This is a genomic window from Streptomyces sp. AV19 (genome assembly GCF_015999245.1).
In the GTDB taxonomy this organism is placed as follows: Bacteria; Actinomycetota; Actinomycetes; order Streptomycetales; family Streptomycetaceae; genus Streptomyces.
Window position 1 is genome coordinate 167,620 of record NZ_JAEAMR010000010.1, and the last position, 14,199, is coordinate 181,818.

General features: G+C 72.4%; 10 protein-coding genes and 1 pseudogene. 7 read left to right on the forward strand and 4 right to left on the reverse strand.

Translation table 11 applies throughout. The features are described from left to right. Together I5Q34_RS34820 and I5Q34_RS19080 are read left to right on the forward strand one after the other, a co-directional pair. Positions 1-1,318: export associated protein (locus I5Q34_RS34820; protein WP_234429145.1), on the forward strand; the 1,318-nt coding region annotated here is incomplete at its 5' end. A gap of 199 nt (positions 1,319-1,517) precedes the next feature. Beyond that, positions 1,518-2,504, forward strand: a complete 987-nt coding sequence (locus I5Q34_RS19080) for a TerC family protein (RefSeq protein ID WP_199894254.1) — start codon at positions 1,518-1,520, stop codon at positions 2,502-2,504. A gap of 30 nt (positions 2,505-2,534) precedes the next feature. On the opposite strand, the pseudogene I5Q34_RS19085 reads toward I5Q34_RS19080, so the two are convergent. The 3 genes and pseudogenes from I5Q34_RS19085 to I5Q34_RS19095 form a co-directional block, all read right to left on the reverse strand. Beyond that, positions 2,535-3,776: pseudogene (locus I5Q34_RS19085) on the reverse strand (MFS transporter); the annotation flags it as partial. Positions 3,777-3,927: 151 nt separating this feature from the next. After that, positions 3,928-4,584, reverse strand: a complete 657-nt coding sequence (locus I5Q34_RS19090) for an MBL fold metallo-hydrolase (RefSeq protein ID WP_199893537.1) — start codon at positions 4,582-4,584, stop codon at positions 3,928-3,930. Between the two features lie 47 nt (positions 4,585-4,631). Then, entirely contained in the window at positions 4,632-5,318 is a 687-nt protein-coding gene (locus tag I5Q34_RS19095; RefSeq protein ID WP_199893538.1) for a maleylpyruvate isomerase family mycothiol-dependent enzyme, read from the reverse strand. A gap of 248 nt (positions 5,319-5,566) precedes the next feature. Here I5Q34_RS19095 and uvrA point away from each other — a divergent pair, with 248 nt between their 5' ends. Next, positions 5,567-8,497, forward strand: coding sequence for an excinuclease ABC subunit UvrA (gene uvrA, locus I5Q34_RS19100; RefSeq protein ID WP_199893539.1), 2,931 nt, complete (start codon positions 5,567-5,569; stop codon positions 8,495-8,497). A 274-nt stretch (positions 8,498-8,771) separates the two neighbouring features. Continuing rightward, positions 8,772-9,209: a Rieske (2Fe-2S) protein gene (locus I5Q34_RS19105; protein ID WP_199893540.1), complete on the forward strand. Its 438-nt coding sequence runs from the start codon at positions 8,772-8,774 to the stop codon at positions 9,207-9,209. Between the two features lie 48 nt (positions 9,210-9,257). Here I5Q34_RS19105 and I5Q34_RS19110 read toward each other — a convergent pair whose 3' ends face one another. Beyond that, entirely contained in the window at positions 9,258-10,199 is a 942-nt protein-coding gene (locus tag I5Q34_RS19110; RefSeq protein ID WP_199893541.1) for a hypothetical protein, read from the reverse strand. Between the two features lie 236 nt (positions 10,200-10,435). Between I5Q34_RS19110 and I5Q34_RS19115 the strand changes: the two genes are divergently transcribed. From I5Q34_RS19115 to uvrC, 3 genes are all read left to right on the forward strand, one after another. Further along, complete coding sequence (locus I5Q34_RS19115; RefSeq protein WP_199893542.1) at positions 10,436-11,077, forward strand: papain-like cysteine protease family protein; 642 nt, start codon at positions 10,436-10,438, stop codon at positions 11,075-11,077. A gap of 4 nt (positions 11,078-11,081) precedes the next feature. Then, the gene (locus I5Q34_RS19120) at positions 11,082-11,954 is read left to right on the forward strand and encodes a hypothetical protein (protein ID WP_199893543.1); all 873 of its coding nucleotides are present in this window, start codon (positions 11,082-11,084) and stop codon (positions 11,952-11,954) included. A 134-nt stretch (positions 11,955-12,088) separates the two neighbouring features. Then, entirely contained in the window at positions 12,089-14,068 is a 1,980-nt protein-coding gene (uvrC, locus tag I5Q34_RS19125; protein WP_199893544.1) for an excinuclease ABC subunit UvrC, read from the forward strand. The last annotated feature ends 131 nt before the right edge of the window (positions 14,069-14,199 follow it).

The window sequence follows — 14,199 nt, forward strand, 5'->3', positions numbered from 1 at the left end:
GGGGGGGGGGGGCCGGCCCGCCGCGCCCGACGAGCGGCCGGACGACCGGGCCGGCCACCGGGCCCTGACCCCCACGGCGTCCCTCGGGGCGGGCGGGGCGCGCGTCGACTACCGCCACCCCGGCCGGCACGCGGCACCCCCGCCCCCACCGCCCGCCGCGCCCCCGGCCGGGGACGGGGCGCCCGCGGAGCCGGTGGCGGGCGACGCCTCGGGCTGGACGCTGGAGGAGCGCCTCTACAACCAGGTGTGGGGCATGTTCGAGGACCTCGCCCGCAGCACCGCCGCCTACCGCAGCGCGGCCGGCTTCGCCGAGTCCCGCCTGGAGCGGGAGCTCGACGCCCAGCTCGCCGACCCGGCCACCCGCGTGGGCCCCGCCGCGGACGCCGCCCGGGCCGCCGCTCGCGCCAAGCGCGACGGACTCGTCGACCGGGCCCGCGCCGTCCTGGACCGGGACGCCGACCGGCTCACCGCCGAGGCCGAGGTCGTCGAGCACGCCCTGCCGCCCGCCTTCGCCCGCTGGGACAGCCCCGTCTGGCACGGCTACCAGGCGCCCCTGGAGACGCCGCTCGCGCTGCGCCTCGGCGATCTGCACCTGCCCGAGCGCCGGGGGCTGCGCATCCCCATGCTGGTGCGGCTGCCGCTGGAGCGCGGTCTGTGGGTGGACTGCGGCCGGACGACGGGCTCGGGCACGGGCCGGGCGGACCCGGCCGAGCTGCGCCGCCTGGCCATGGACTGCGCGGTGGCGCACGCCGCCCGCCTGCTGGCCGTCCACCCGGTCGGCGACTACGGCGTGCACGTCATCGACCCGGCGGGCTCGGCCGGCGCCGCGCTCGCCCCGCTGCTGGAGTGCGGGGCGCTGTCGCGGCCCCCGGCGGCCGGGGCGCAGGGTGTCACCGCCGTCCTGACGGAGCTGACGCGCCGCGTCGACCTGGTGCAGATGGCGGTCCGCAGCGGGGCCGCCGACGCCCTGCCGCCCGACGTCGACACCGCCGAGCAACTGCTGATCGTCAACGACTTCCCGCACGGCTTCGACGACCGCGCGGTCAACCGGCTGCGCTACCTGGCGGACGAGGGGCCCTCGGTGGGCGTGCACCTGATGATGGTGGCGGACCGGGAGGACGCCCGGGGCTTTGGCCCGCTGCTCGACCCGCTCTGGCGCTCCCTGCTGCGCATCACGCCCGTCCCCGACGACCACCTCGCCGACCCCTGGGTCCGGCACGCGTGGACGTACGAGCCGTCGCTGGCCCCCGCGGGGAGCGACGTGGTCCGGCAGGTGCTGTGGCAGGTGGGCCAGGCCCGCCGGGCCTACGGCCTCTGACGGCCCTGCCGCCCGGCGAACCCGTACGAAACCCCGTCCGAACCCGTATGAACAGGGGACTTGGCCTTTCCTTTACCTTTTCTTGGGTCTTCCTGTACGGTCTTCGGTACGGAGGCGTCCGTGCCGCGCCCGTTCGGGAAGCGCACGCCTCCGGCAGCGACGACGCTGGAAGTTGCCGTACGACGTGCCGGAGGACCCCTTGGACGTCTCCCTGACGATGTGGCTGCTGACCGTTCTCGGTCTGTGCGCCCTGGTGGCCGCCGATTTCTTCATCGGCGGCCGCAAACCCCACGAGGTCTCCCTCAAGGAGGCCGGGACCTGGACGGTGGTCTGGATCGTCCTGGCCGCGCTCTTCGGGCTGGGGCTGCTGTTCCTGGGCGGCGGGCAGCCGGCGGGCGAGTTCTTCGCGGGCTACATCACCGAGAAGTCGCTGAGCGTCGACAACCTCTTCGTCTTCGTCCTGATCATGGCGAAGTTCTCGGTGCCCTCCATCTACCAGCAGCGCGTGCTGATGGTGGGCGTGCTGATCGCCCTGGTCCTGCGGGCCGGCTTCATCGGCGCGGGCGCGGCGATCATCGCCAACTTCTCCTGGATCTTCTACCTCTTCGGCGCCTTCCTGATCTGGACCGCCTGGAAGCTCATCCAGGAGGCGCGCTCGGGCGAGCAGGAGGAGGAGTACGAGGAGAATCGCTTCCTCAAGACGATCGAGCGGCGCTTCCCCTCCACCGACCGGTACCACGGCACCCGGCTCTTCATCGTGGAGAACGGCCGTCGGCTGATGACCCCGATGCTGATCGTGATGCTGGCGATCGGCACCACCGACGTGCTGTTCGCGCTGGACTCAATTCCGGCGATCTTCGGCCTCACCCAGGATCCGTACATCGTCTTCACGGCCAACGCCTTCGCCCTCATGGGCCTGCGCCAGCTGTACTTCCTGATCGGCGGCCTGCTGCGGAAGCTGGTCCACCTCTCGTACGGCCTGTCGGTGATCCTCGGCTTCATCGGCGTCAAGCTGGTCCTGCACGCCCTGCACGAGAGCGGGGTGGCCGTTCCCGAGATCAGCATCCCGGTCTCGCTGGGCGTCATCTGCGCCGTGCTGGCGGTCACCACGTTCACCAGCCTGCGGGCCTCGCGGAAGCTGGAAGCCGCCGAGAAGGCGCGGGCCCGGGAGGATGCCGGGGTCTGACGCGGGCCCGGTGCCCGCAGCGGCGGGCACCGGCCGGGTCTCCGGCAGCAGCAGGAAACAGCCCAGGCTGATCAGGGCGATCGCCACCAGGAAGACGGCGATGCCCCACGGGGGCCCGTCGCCCCGGGTCAGGGCGGTGGCCGCCACCGGCGTGAGGCCGCCGCCCACGACGCCCGCCAGGTTGTAGCCCACGCTCGCGCCCGTGCAGCGCACCCGCGGCTCGTACAGCTCGGGCAGGTACGCCCCGACCACGGCGAAGGTGACCATGAAGGCCAGCATCGCGCCGGTGAAGCCCAGCAGCATCAGCGCGGGGCGCCCGGTGTGCAACAGCGCCACCAGCGGGAACATCCACAGGACGGTGGCCACGCAGCCGGTCACGCACATCGTCCGTCGGCCGACCCGGTCGCCGATCAGGGCCAGCGGCAGCGTGGCGAGCCCCATCACGGCGACGGCGGTCATCACACAGCCCAGCATCACCGTGCGGCCGAGGCCCAACCGCTCGGTGCCGTAGGCGAGCGCCCAGGTGGTGACCGCGTAGAAGACGGCGTAGCCGACGGAGAGGCCGCCCGCGGTGAGCAGGACGAGCCGCCAGTGGTCGCGCACCACCTCGACGAGGGGCAGACGCGCCCGCTCCTCCTCGGCGGCCTGCTCGCGGAACACGGGGCTCTCGGTGACCTGGGTGCGCAGCAGCAGCCCCGCCACCGCCAGCAGCCCGGCCGCCCAGAACGGCACCCGCCAGCCCCAGGAGCGGAACTCTTGGTCCGTGAGGGCCGCGGAGAGCCCCAGGGAGAGGCCGTTGGCGAGCAGGAAGCCCACCGGCGGCCCCAGCTGGGGCACGCTCGCCCAGAGCGCGCGGCGGTGCGCCGGGGCGTGTTCCGCGGTCAGCAGGACCGCGCCGCCCCACTGGCCGCCGAGCCCGAGCCCCTGGAGGAAGCGCAGCGCGAGCAGGAGCACCGGGGCGGTGGCGCCGATCGCGGAGTAGTCGGGCACCAGGCCGACGCAGACGGTGGCGAGCCCGGTCAGCAGCAGGGACGCGACGAGGACGGGCCGCCTGCCCCGGCGGTCGCCGAGGTGGCCGAAGAGCGCCGAGCCCAGCGGGCGGGCGACGAACCCGGCACTGAACGTCCCGAAGGCCGCGAGGGTGCCCAGCAGCGGGGAGACGGTGGGGAAGAAGAGCGGGCCGAGGACCAGCGCCGCCGCGGTGCCGTAGGCGAAGAAGTCGTAGAACTCGATGGCCGTACCGGCGAGGGAGGCGGCCGCCACACGGAGCATGGCCGGAGGACGGTCATGGTGCATGTACCGTCCAACTTCCCGTCGCCGATGGGGAAACGGGGCGCGTGGAAGCGCTCACGGGGGCGTGGAGGGACGATTGCTGCCGTCCGTTGTGCGCCCCCCGCTCCGAGGGCGCACAACGGGGCCGGGCTCACCAGCCGCGGGCGCGCCACTCCCCGAGGTGCGGGCGCTCGGCACCGAGGGTGGTGTCGGCGCCGTGGCCCGGGTAGACCCAGGTCTCGTCGGGGAGCTGCCCGAAGAGCTTGCTCTCGACGTCGCCGAGGAGGCTGGCGAACGCCTCCGGGTCCTGGTGGGTGTTGCCGACGCCGCCGGGGAACAGGCAGTCGCCGGTGAACACATGGGCGTGACCGTGCGGGTCGTCGTAGACCAGCGCGATGCTGCCCGGGGTGTGGCCCACCAGGTGGCGGGCCACAAGCTCGACCCGGCCGACGCGCAGGACGTCGCCGTCGTCGACGAGCACATCCGTGGGCACCGGGATGCCCTCGGCGTCCTCCCTGCCCGCGTGGGTGCGGGCGCCGGTGGCGTCCACCACCTCGCGCAGGGCGCCCCAGTGGTCGCCGTGGCGGTGGGTGGTGACCACGGAGGCGATGCCGCTGTCACCGATCAGGCTGAGCAGCGTGTGCGGCTCGGCGGCGGCGTCGATCAGCAGCTGCTCGTCGGTGGCGCGGCAGCGCAGCAGATAGGCGTTGTTGTCCATCGGGCCGACCGCGACCTTCGAGATCATCAGGTCGGTCAGTTCGTGTACGTCGGCGGGCCCGCCGACCTTCACCGCTCCGGTGTATGCCATGACTTCACCCTAGTTCCTCGGTACGACAGCGGCGTCCGGCGGCGGGATCAGAGCGGGGGCGGTACGGGCACCGGGGCGCCGCCCGACTCCAGGGCCGAGCCGTCGCGCCGGCCGGCGAGCCAGCCCAGCAGGGCGGGGGCGGGGCCCGTGATCCGGGTCTCGGGACCGTCCTTACGGCCGGTGCGCCAGGTGCGCCCCTCCCGGTCGGCGATCACCAGCGCCGGGAGACCGGGGTGCCCGGCGAACCGGTCGGTCAGGAAGCCGATCTCGCGCTCGGTGAACTCGGGGGAGAGGGCCTCCAGCTCGTAGCCGATCCCGAGGTCCACGTGGTGCAGCTCGATTTCGATCAGCCGCCGGAAGGGGACCCGGGAGGCGCTGTCCGTGACCCCGTTGCGCAGGGTGACGGTGCGCGACCAGTCGGCGGGCCGGGCGGCCGTTTTGTCGAAGAGCCGCGCGCCGGCGCGCAGGTCGTCGAGCTGGACGGCGAGGGGGCGCGCCGCACCGGCGGCGATATCGGCGTCGCGGGCCTCGGCGCTCGCGTACATGGGGCGTCCGGAGAGTACGTTGACCAATGCGTCCGCGTTGCGCGCGAGGTGGGCGAGCACGTGTCCGCGGGTCCAGCCGGGCAGCCGGGAGGGCTCGCCGACGGCGGATTCCGCCAAGGCCTCCACGGCCCGGGTCAGCCGGTCCGTCGCCTCGCGCAGCAGGGCGAGGTCGTGTTCATGATCAATCATGCGGCCGACGATAGCGCCGCCACTCCTTCGGGTGAAGGAGGCGGAATCCTGCCGTAAATCGAATGTGCGTGCTATACGCTCGGAGTGCGGCATCCTTGGGAGATGGCCGCAGCGCTCTCGTACCCTGACGGGGTCGGGAGCATCGCTCCGCACTGACCTCTGCTCCCGCGACGGCCCCCGGACGGGTGGCGTCCCGCGGTGGCGGGGCCGGCGCACCCCCTTCCTCTACACGAAAGGTGCCGACCGGCGTGGCTGACCGTCTCATCGTCCGTGGCGCGCGCGAGCACAACCTCAAGAACGTCTCGCTCGACCTCCCCCGTGACTCGCTCATCGTCTTCACGGGCCTCTCCGGGTCGGGCAAGTCCTCGCTCGCCTTCGACACGATCTTCGCCGAGGGGCAGCGCCGTTACGTCGAGTCGCTCTCCTCCTACGCACGGCAGTTCCTGGGCCAGATGGACAAGCCCGATGTGGACTTCATCGAGGGCCTGTCCCCGGCCGTGTCCATCGACCAGAAGTCGACCTCGCGCAACCCGCGCTCGACGGTCGGCACGATCACCGAGGTCTACGACTACCTGCGGCTGCTCTTCGCCCGGATCGGCAAGCCGCACTGCCCCGAGTGCCGCCGGCCCATCTCCCGGCAGTCGCCGCAGGCCATCGTCGACAAGGTGCTGGAGCTGCCCGAGGGCAGCCGCTTCCAGGTGCTCTCGCCGCTGGTGCGCGAGCGCAAGGGCGAGTTCGTCGACCTCTTCGCCGACCTCCAGACCAAGGGCTACAGCCGGGCCCGGGTCGACGGGGAGACGATCCAGCTCTCCGAGCCGCCCAAGCTCAAGAAGCAGGAGAAGCACACGATCGAGGTGGTCGTCGACCGCCTGACCGTCAAGAACAGCGCCAAGCGCCGCCTGACGGACTCGGTCGAGACCGCCCTCGGCCTCTCCGGCGGCATGGTCATCCTCGACTTCGTCGATCTCGCCGAGGACGACCCCGAGCGCGAGCGGATGTACTCCGAGCACCTCTACTGCCCGTACGACGACCTCTCCTTCGAGGAGCTGGAGCCGCGCTCCTTCTCCTTCAACTCGCCCTTCGGCGCCTGCCCGGACTGCACCGGCATCGGCACCCGCATGGAGGTCGACCCCGAACTCATCGTCCCCGACCCGGAGAAGAGCCTCGACGAGGGCGCCATCAGCCCCTGGTCGCACGGCCACACCAAGGACTACTTCCACCGCCTGGTCTCCGCGCTCGCCGGCGAACTGGGCTTCCGCACCGACATCCCCTGGGCCGGGCTGCCGCAGCGCGCCAAGAAGGCCCTGCTGAACGGGCACAAGACCCAGATCGAGGTCCGCTACCGCAACCGCTACGGCCGCGAGCGCGCCTACACGACCGCCTTCGAGGGCGCCGTGCCGTTCGTCAAGCGGCGGCACTCCGAGGCCGAGAGCGACTCCAGCCGCGAGCGCTTCGAGGGCTTCATGCGCGAGGTGCCCTGCCCGACCTGCGAGGGCACCCGGCTCAAGCCGATCGTGCTCGCCGTCACCGTGCAGGACCGCTCCATCGCGGACGTCTCCGCGATGTCCATCAGCGAGTGCGCCGACTTCCTGCGCGGCATGAAGCTGACCGGCCGCGAGAAGAAGATCGCCGAGCGGGTGCTCAAGGAGGTCAACGAGCGGCTGAGGTTCCTCGTCGACGTCGGCCTGGACTACCTCTCGCTCAACCGCGCCGCGGGCACGCTGTCCGGCGGCGAGGCGCAGCGCATCCGGCTCGCCACGCAGATCGGCTCCGGCCTGGTGGGCGTGCTGTACGTGCTGGACGAGCCGTCCATCGGCCTGCACCAGCGCGACAACCACCGCCTCATCGAGACGCTGGTGCGCCTGCGCGACATGGGCAACACCCTGATCGTCGTCGAGCACGACGAGGACACCATCAAGGTCGCCGACTGGGTCGTGGACATCGGCCCGGGCGCCGGCGAGCACGGCGGCAAGGTCGTGCACAGCGGCCCGCTGGCCGAACTCCTCTCCACCGAGGAGTCGATGACCGGTCAGTACCTCTCCGGCCGCCGGGCCATCGCCCTGCCCGAGCTGCGCCGTCCCGTGGATCCCAAGCGCCGGCTGACCGTCCGCGGCGCCCGGGAGAACAACCTGCGCGACATCGACGTGTCCTTCCCCCTCGGGGTGCTCACGGCGGTGACGGGCGTCTCCGGCTCCGGAAAGTCCACGCTGGTCAACGACATCCTCTACACGCACCTGGCACGGGAGCTGAACGGCGCCCGCACGGTGCCGGGCAGGCACACCCGGGTCGACGGCGACGACCTGGTCGACAAGGTCGTCCACGTCGACCAGTCGCCCATCGGCCGCACGCCGCGCTCCAACCCGGCCACGTACACCGGCGTCTTCGACAACATCCGCAAGCTCTTCGCGGAGACGATGGAGGCGAAGGTCCGCGGCTACCTGCCCGGCCGCTTCTCCTTCAACGTCAAGGGCGGCCGCTGCGAGAACTGCTCCGGCGACGGCACGATCAAGATCGAGATGAACTTCCTGCCGGACGTGTACGTGCCGTGCGAGGTCTGCCACGGGGCGCGGTACAACCGCGAGACCCTGGAGGTGCACTACAAGGGCAAGTCCATCGCCGAGGTGCTGGACATGCCCATCGAGGAGGCGCTCGACTTCTTCGAGGCCGTGCCGACCATCGCGCGCCACCTGCGCACGCTCAACGAGGTGGGCCTCGGGTACGTGCGCCTCGGGCAGTCCGCGCCCACGTTGTCGGGCGGCGAGGCGCAGCGGGTGAAGCTGGCGAGCGAGCTGCAGAAGCGGTCCACGGGGCGGACGGTGTACGTGCTCGACGAGCCGACCACGGGTCTGCACTTCGAGGACATCAACAAGCTGATCGCTGTCTTGTCGGGTCTTGTCGACAAGGGCAACACCGTGATCGTCATCGAGCACAACCTCGATGTGATCAAGACGGCCGACTGGGTCGTGGACATGGGCCCGGAGGGCGGCAACGGGGGCGGCTTGGTGGTGGCCGAGGGGACGCCGGAGGATGTCGCGGCGCATGCGGCCAGTCACACCGGGCGGTTCCTGAAGGAGATGCTGCCGGTGGTGGCGTCTTCCGCGCCGGCGAAGCGGGTGCGGAAGACGCCTGCGAAGAAGGCGGCGGCGGCTCCGGCGAAGGCGCGGGCGCGTCGGGGCTGATGCGTCAGGGGTGCCCCTCCCCGCCCTTTCTCCCCCGGAGGGGGTGCCCCCAGTTTCTCGCGCGCTTCGCGCGGGGTGCAACGCGGCTGGGCCGCGTTCGTCCTCAAGCGCCGGACGGGCTGAATCAGCCCGTCCGGCGTTCGAGGACTCCGCCCGAAGGGCGGACGCGGGCCGGGCTCGCGCTTTCGGAACGGGTGGCATCCGGCAGTATCGTCGTCCCCACATCGCAGCAGTTCAGGCGGTACGCCGCCGTCGCACCCCCCAGGAGCACCCCATGACCAGCCGGCAGCCCGTCCCCTGCTGCGCGTCCCGCCGTACCGTGCTGCGCGGAGCCGCGCTGGCCGGTGCCGCCGGGCTCGGCGCGGTCGCCTGCGACGGGAAGACGGGGGCGAGGGCCTCCTCGACGCCCACCGCGCCGGTGGAGCTCGGGGCGGCGAGCGAGGTCCCGGTCGGCGGCGCCAAGCTCTACCGCGAGGAGCGGCTGCTGGTCGCGCAGCCGGCGAAGGGGCAGTTCAAGGCGTTCAGCGCGGAGTGCACGCACGCGGGCTGCGTCCTGGCGGCGATCGAGGAGGGCGCCGCGGCCTGCCCGTGCCACGGCAGCCGGTTCGACGTGAAGACCGGCAAGGTGCTCCAGGGCCCGGCCGGCGACCCGCTGCCGGCCGTGCCGGTGCGGGCGAAGGGCGGCAGGCTGGTGGCGGGACCCAGCGCGTGAACGAGCAGTCGTGAACGAGCAGTACAGCGCGTAAGCAAGCAGTAGCGGTCAGAACCAGTCCCAGTTGATCCCCACGATCCCCGGCCGCACCCCCTGCTCCACCAGGTGCACCCCGCGGTGCCGGCCGGTGAGCGTCAGCTCCTGGTGGCCGCTGCGCGGCGCGCCGGCCGAGGTCTGGGCGAAGCGGCGGCAGCGCACCGGGAGCGCGGCCGCGTCGAAGCGCACCTCCAGGACGTACTGCCCGCCCGCGAAGCTGAACCCGCGGACGTACTCGGCGCTCGGGCCGCCGGTGCCGTCGTCGAAGGCGTAGCCGAAGACGTACGTCTCGCCGGTCCGCAGCCGGGTGTCGAAGAGCAGCTCGCTGACCAGGACACCCGCGCCGGAGTGCCACCGCACCCGCCCCACGCGGCAGTTCTCGGTGGCCCGGACGGCGATGCGCGCCGGGTCGCAGCCGGTGTCCCCGTAGTGGATGGCGACGTAGCGGTCCACCCCGTCCCGGTGCGCCCGCACCACGTGGTGCGAGTCGCGCTCCCGCAGTTCGCGCCGGGCGCCTATGGAGACCCGTTCCAGGTGGCAGACGGTGTGCAGTCCGCCGTCGGCCGGTGCCTCCAGCTCGCCGAGCAGCCGCTCGACGGCCAGCGACTCGTCCATCAGCGACCGTAAGGCGCGCGCCGCGGGCCGTTCGACGCCCGGCCGGGCGTCCGCGGTGTCGAGCAGCCGGACGAGCGCCTGCTCGGGCAGATCGAGGATCTCCTCCAGCAGCCGAACCGCCCGCAGTGACTCCGGTCTTCGCGGGCGCCGCGCGCCCTGCTGCCAGTAACTGAGGCTCGTCACCCCGACGTTGACACCGCGCTGGGCGAGCCGGTGCTGCACCCGGTGCAGCGCGAGGCCGCGCGCCGACAGCGCCGTGCGCAGCGCCAGATGGAAGGGGCCGGAGCGCAGTGCCTGCGCGAGCTCGGTCTCGCCCACCCGTGTGCTGGTCCGTGCCATACCGTCCGCTGCCTCCTGTGAATATTCACCCCGGAGTGAACGGAACCGTTCCGGGGCGGAGCGCCGCGTTCCACCTGACAGGGGTGCGGGGCGTTCACAACCGCCGGGAGCCGTTCACTTCGCCGTCTCACCCAGCATTCAAGCCGGTTGACCAGCCCCCGACAACATCCGATGCTCCTGACCAGCGTCCGGACGCCCCCACCGTCCAACCCCCCACCGTCACGGGAGAAAACACCATGCCCCGTGCCTCGGCACGAACCGACAGACCTCCCATATCCGGCGAACGCCGCATACGCGGCGCCCGGCTGACAGCCGCGGCCCTGGCGGCCGCGACACTGGTGGCACTTCCCGCCGCCACGGCCTCCGCGGCCCCCGCACCGGCCAAGAAGCCGCTGCGCGCCGCGAAGAAGCTGAACATCACCATGCAGGCCCAGGAGAAGACCAACTGGTGCTGGGCCGGCTCCGGCAACACCATCGCCACCTGGTACGGCCGCAAGTACAGCCAGAACCAGTTCTGCAACGCGGCCTTCAACCGGCAGCAGGGCACCGCCTGCCCCAACAACCAGGCCACGCTGGGCAACGTGCAGAACGCCCTGCGCTGGGCCCGGATCAACTCCGGTTCCTACGTGAACGGCTGGCTGCGCTACGCGACCGTGCAGAGCGAGATCAACGCCAACCGGCCCATCGAGACCCGCATCGGCTGGAAGTCCGGCGGCGGCCACATGCAGGTGATCTACGGCTACGACACGTCGAACAACATGGTCTACTGGGGCGACCCGTGGAAGACCAGCAACCGCTACAACTGGGCGAGCCACGACTGGTACGTGAACAACAACCGGTTCGCCTGGACGCATTCGCTCTACCGGATCGGCGGGTGACCCGATGACCGAGAACACCACCCGCCGCACCGCGGCCCGCCTCGCGGCCGCGGGCGCCCTGACCGCCGCCCTGGCCGGTCTCGCCCCGCTCGCCCACGCCGCGCAGTCCCCGGCCGCGCCCGACCGGCCGTCCGCCGCCGATGTCGCCGCCGCCCGGGACGCGACCACGTCCGCCGGGACGCTCGACACGCTGTCGCGCTTCTTCGGCCGCGACGACCACCGCGACGACGCGGCGGGCGGGGCGGCGGCCGCCCCGGCGGCCAAGTCGAAGGCCAAGCCCCGGATCGAGGGCGCGACCGTGCCGGTCTACTCGCTCTCGCCCGAGTTCGTGGCGGGCAAGAAGGCCGCCCCCGTCGCCGACTTCGACTACGCGGCCAGCAAGGCCGTCTCGGCCGACGGCCAGAAGGCGTCCGTGTGGGCCGCCGCCTCCGGCGGCAGCTGGAAGGTCGTCAACATCGCCAGTGGCGACGACGAGACGCGCTACGCGGCCGAGGGCGCGAAGAAGCTCGCCGGCGGCACGGTCTTCCGCGAGCCGCAGATCAACGCCTGGTACGTCCAGCGCGGCGACCGCGTCCTGCCGCTCAACGCCGACGCCGTGAACGCCGTGGGCAGGAACGGCACCACGCTCGACGCCTACCGGGACCGCGTCCACAAGGCGTACGGCGACAAGCTGCCCGGCTCCGCGTACGCGAAGAAGGGCACGGCCGGCGGCTACGCCGAGGGCGCCAAGGCGGCCGACGAACCGCTGGCGGCCGAGCCCGCGGGCTCCTCGTCGTCCTCCGGCGTTTCGACCACCACCGTGGCCGCCTCGGCCGGGGGCGCGGCCCTCGGTCTCGGCCTCACCACCGTGGCGGTGCGCAGGCTCCGGCGCCGCTGACCCGACGGCACCGGACACCCCCCACACCCACGCACCGTCCCGCTCGCCCCGGCCCCTGCGCACCTCCACGCGCGGGGGCCGGGGCCGTCCCGCCGCGGCCCCCGTTGTCAGTGCCCGCAAGTAGGGTTGATGACATGGCCGACCCCAGCAGCTACCGCCCCAAGGCGGGGCAGATCCCCGACTCGCCGGGGGTCTACAAGTTCCGCGACGAGCACGGCCGGGTGATCTACGTCGGGAAGGCGAAGAGCCTGCGCCAGCGCCTCTCGTCGTACTTCCAGGACCTGGCCGGCCTGCACCCGCGCACCCGCACCATGGTCACCACGGCCGCCTCCGTGGAGTGGACCGTGGTCGGCACCGAGGTCGAGGCGCTGCAGCTGGAGTACTCCTGGATCAAGGAGTACGACCCCCGCTTCAACGTGAAGTACCGCGACGACAAGAGCTATCCGTACCTCGCGGTCACGCTGAACGAGGAGTTCCCCCGCGTCCAGGTCATGCGCGGCGCGAAGAAGAAGGGCGTGCGCTACTTCGGCCCCTACGGGCACGCCTGGGCGATCCGCGAGACGGTCGACCTGATGCTGCGCGTCTTCCCCGTGCGCACCTGCTCCGCCGGGGTGTTCAAGCGCTCCGCCCAGATAGGCCGCCCCTGCCTGCTGGGCTACATCGGCAAGTGCTCCGCCCCCTGCGTCGGCCGCGTCACCCCCGAGGAGCACCGCGAACTGGCCGAGGAATTCTGCGACTTCATGGCCGGACGTACCGGAGCGTACATCCGCCGTCTGGAGAAGGGGATGCAGGATGCGGCCGAGGAGATGGAGTACGAGAAGGCCGCCCGGCTGCGCGACGACGTGGTGGCGCTCAAGCGCGCCCTGGAGAAGAACGCCGTCGTCCTCGCCGACGCCACCGACGCCGACCTGATCGCGGTCGCCGAGGACGAACTCGAAGCGGCCGTGCAGATCTTCCACGTGCGCGGCGGCCGGGTGCGCGGCCAGCGCGGCTGGGTGACCGACAAGGTCGAGGAGGTCGGCACGGCCGGTCTCGTCGAGCACGCCCTCCAGCAGCTCTACGGCGAGGAGAGCGGCGACGCCGTCCCCAAGGAGGTCCTCGTCCCCGCCCTGCCCGACCCCGTGGAGCCCGTCGCGGAATGGCTCGCCGGGCGCCGCGGCTCCCGGGTCGACCTGCGGATCCCCCAGCGCGGCGACAAGAAGGACCTGATGGCCACCGTCCAGCGCAACGCCCAGCAGGCGCTCGCGCTGCACAAGACCAAACGCGCCTCCGACCTCACCACCCGCTCCCGCGCCCTGGAGGAGATCGCCGAGGCCCTCGGCCTGGACTCGGCGCCGCTGCGCATCGAGTGCTTCGACGTCTCCCATCTCCAGGGGCAGGACGTGGTGGCCTCCATGGTCGTCTTCGAGGACGGCCTGGCCCGCAAGAGCGAGTACCGCCGCTTCCAGATCAAGACCTTCGAGGGCCAGGACGACGTCCGCGCCATGCACGAGGTCGTCTCCCGCCGCTTCCGCCGTTACCTGGCGGAGAAGCAGAAGACCGGCGAGTGGGAGCTCGACGGAGAGGACGTCCCGGAGGACTCCGGCCGCGACGACAACGGCCGCCCCAAGCGCTTCGCCTACCCGCCGCAGCTCCTCGTCGTGGACGGCGGGCAGCCCCAGGTGGCCGCCGCCCGCCGCGCCCTCGACGAGCTCGGCGTCGCGGACGTGGCGGTCTGCGGCCTGGCCAAGCGCCTGGAGGAGGTCTGGCTGCCGGACGACGACGACCCGGTCGTCCTGCCGCGCACCAGCGAGGGCCTCTACCTGCTCCAGCGCGTCCGCGACGAGGCGCACCGCTTCGCCATCGCCTACCAGCGTGGCAAGCGGACGAGGACGATGCGGGCGTCGCCGCTCGACGCGGTCGCCGGCCTCGGCGAGACCCGCAAGCGGGCGCTGCTCAAGCACTTCGGCTCGGTGAAGAAGCTGCGGGCGGCCACCGTCGAGCAGCTCTGCGAGGTCCCCGGCGTCGGCCGCAGGACCGCCGAGTCCGTCGCCGCGGCCCTCGCCGCGAGCGCCCCGCCCGTGCCCGCGGTCAACACCGCGACGGGCGAGATCCTGGACGGGAACGAGGGATGATGGAGACGGCCGCGCGGACCGCCGCGAGGACCGGGGAGCCGCCCCCGGCGCGCGCGGACACGGTGCCGCCTCCCTTCCCTGCGAAGATCAGAGGCAGATCCGAAGGAAGGCCGGACGGCCGGGGCCGCGAC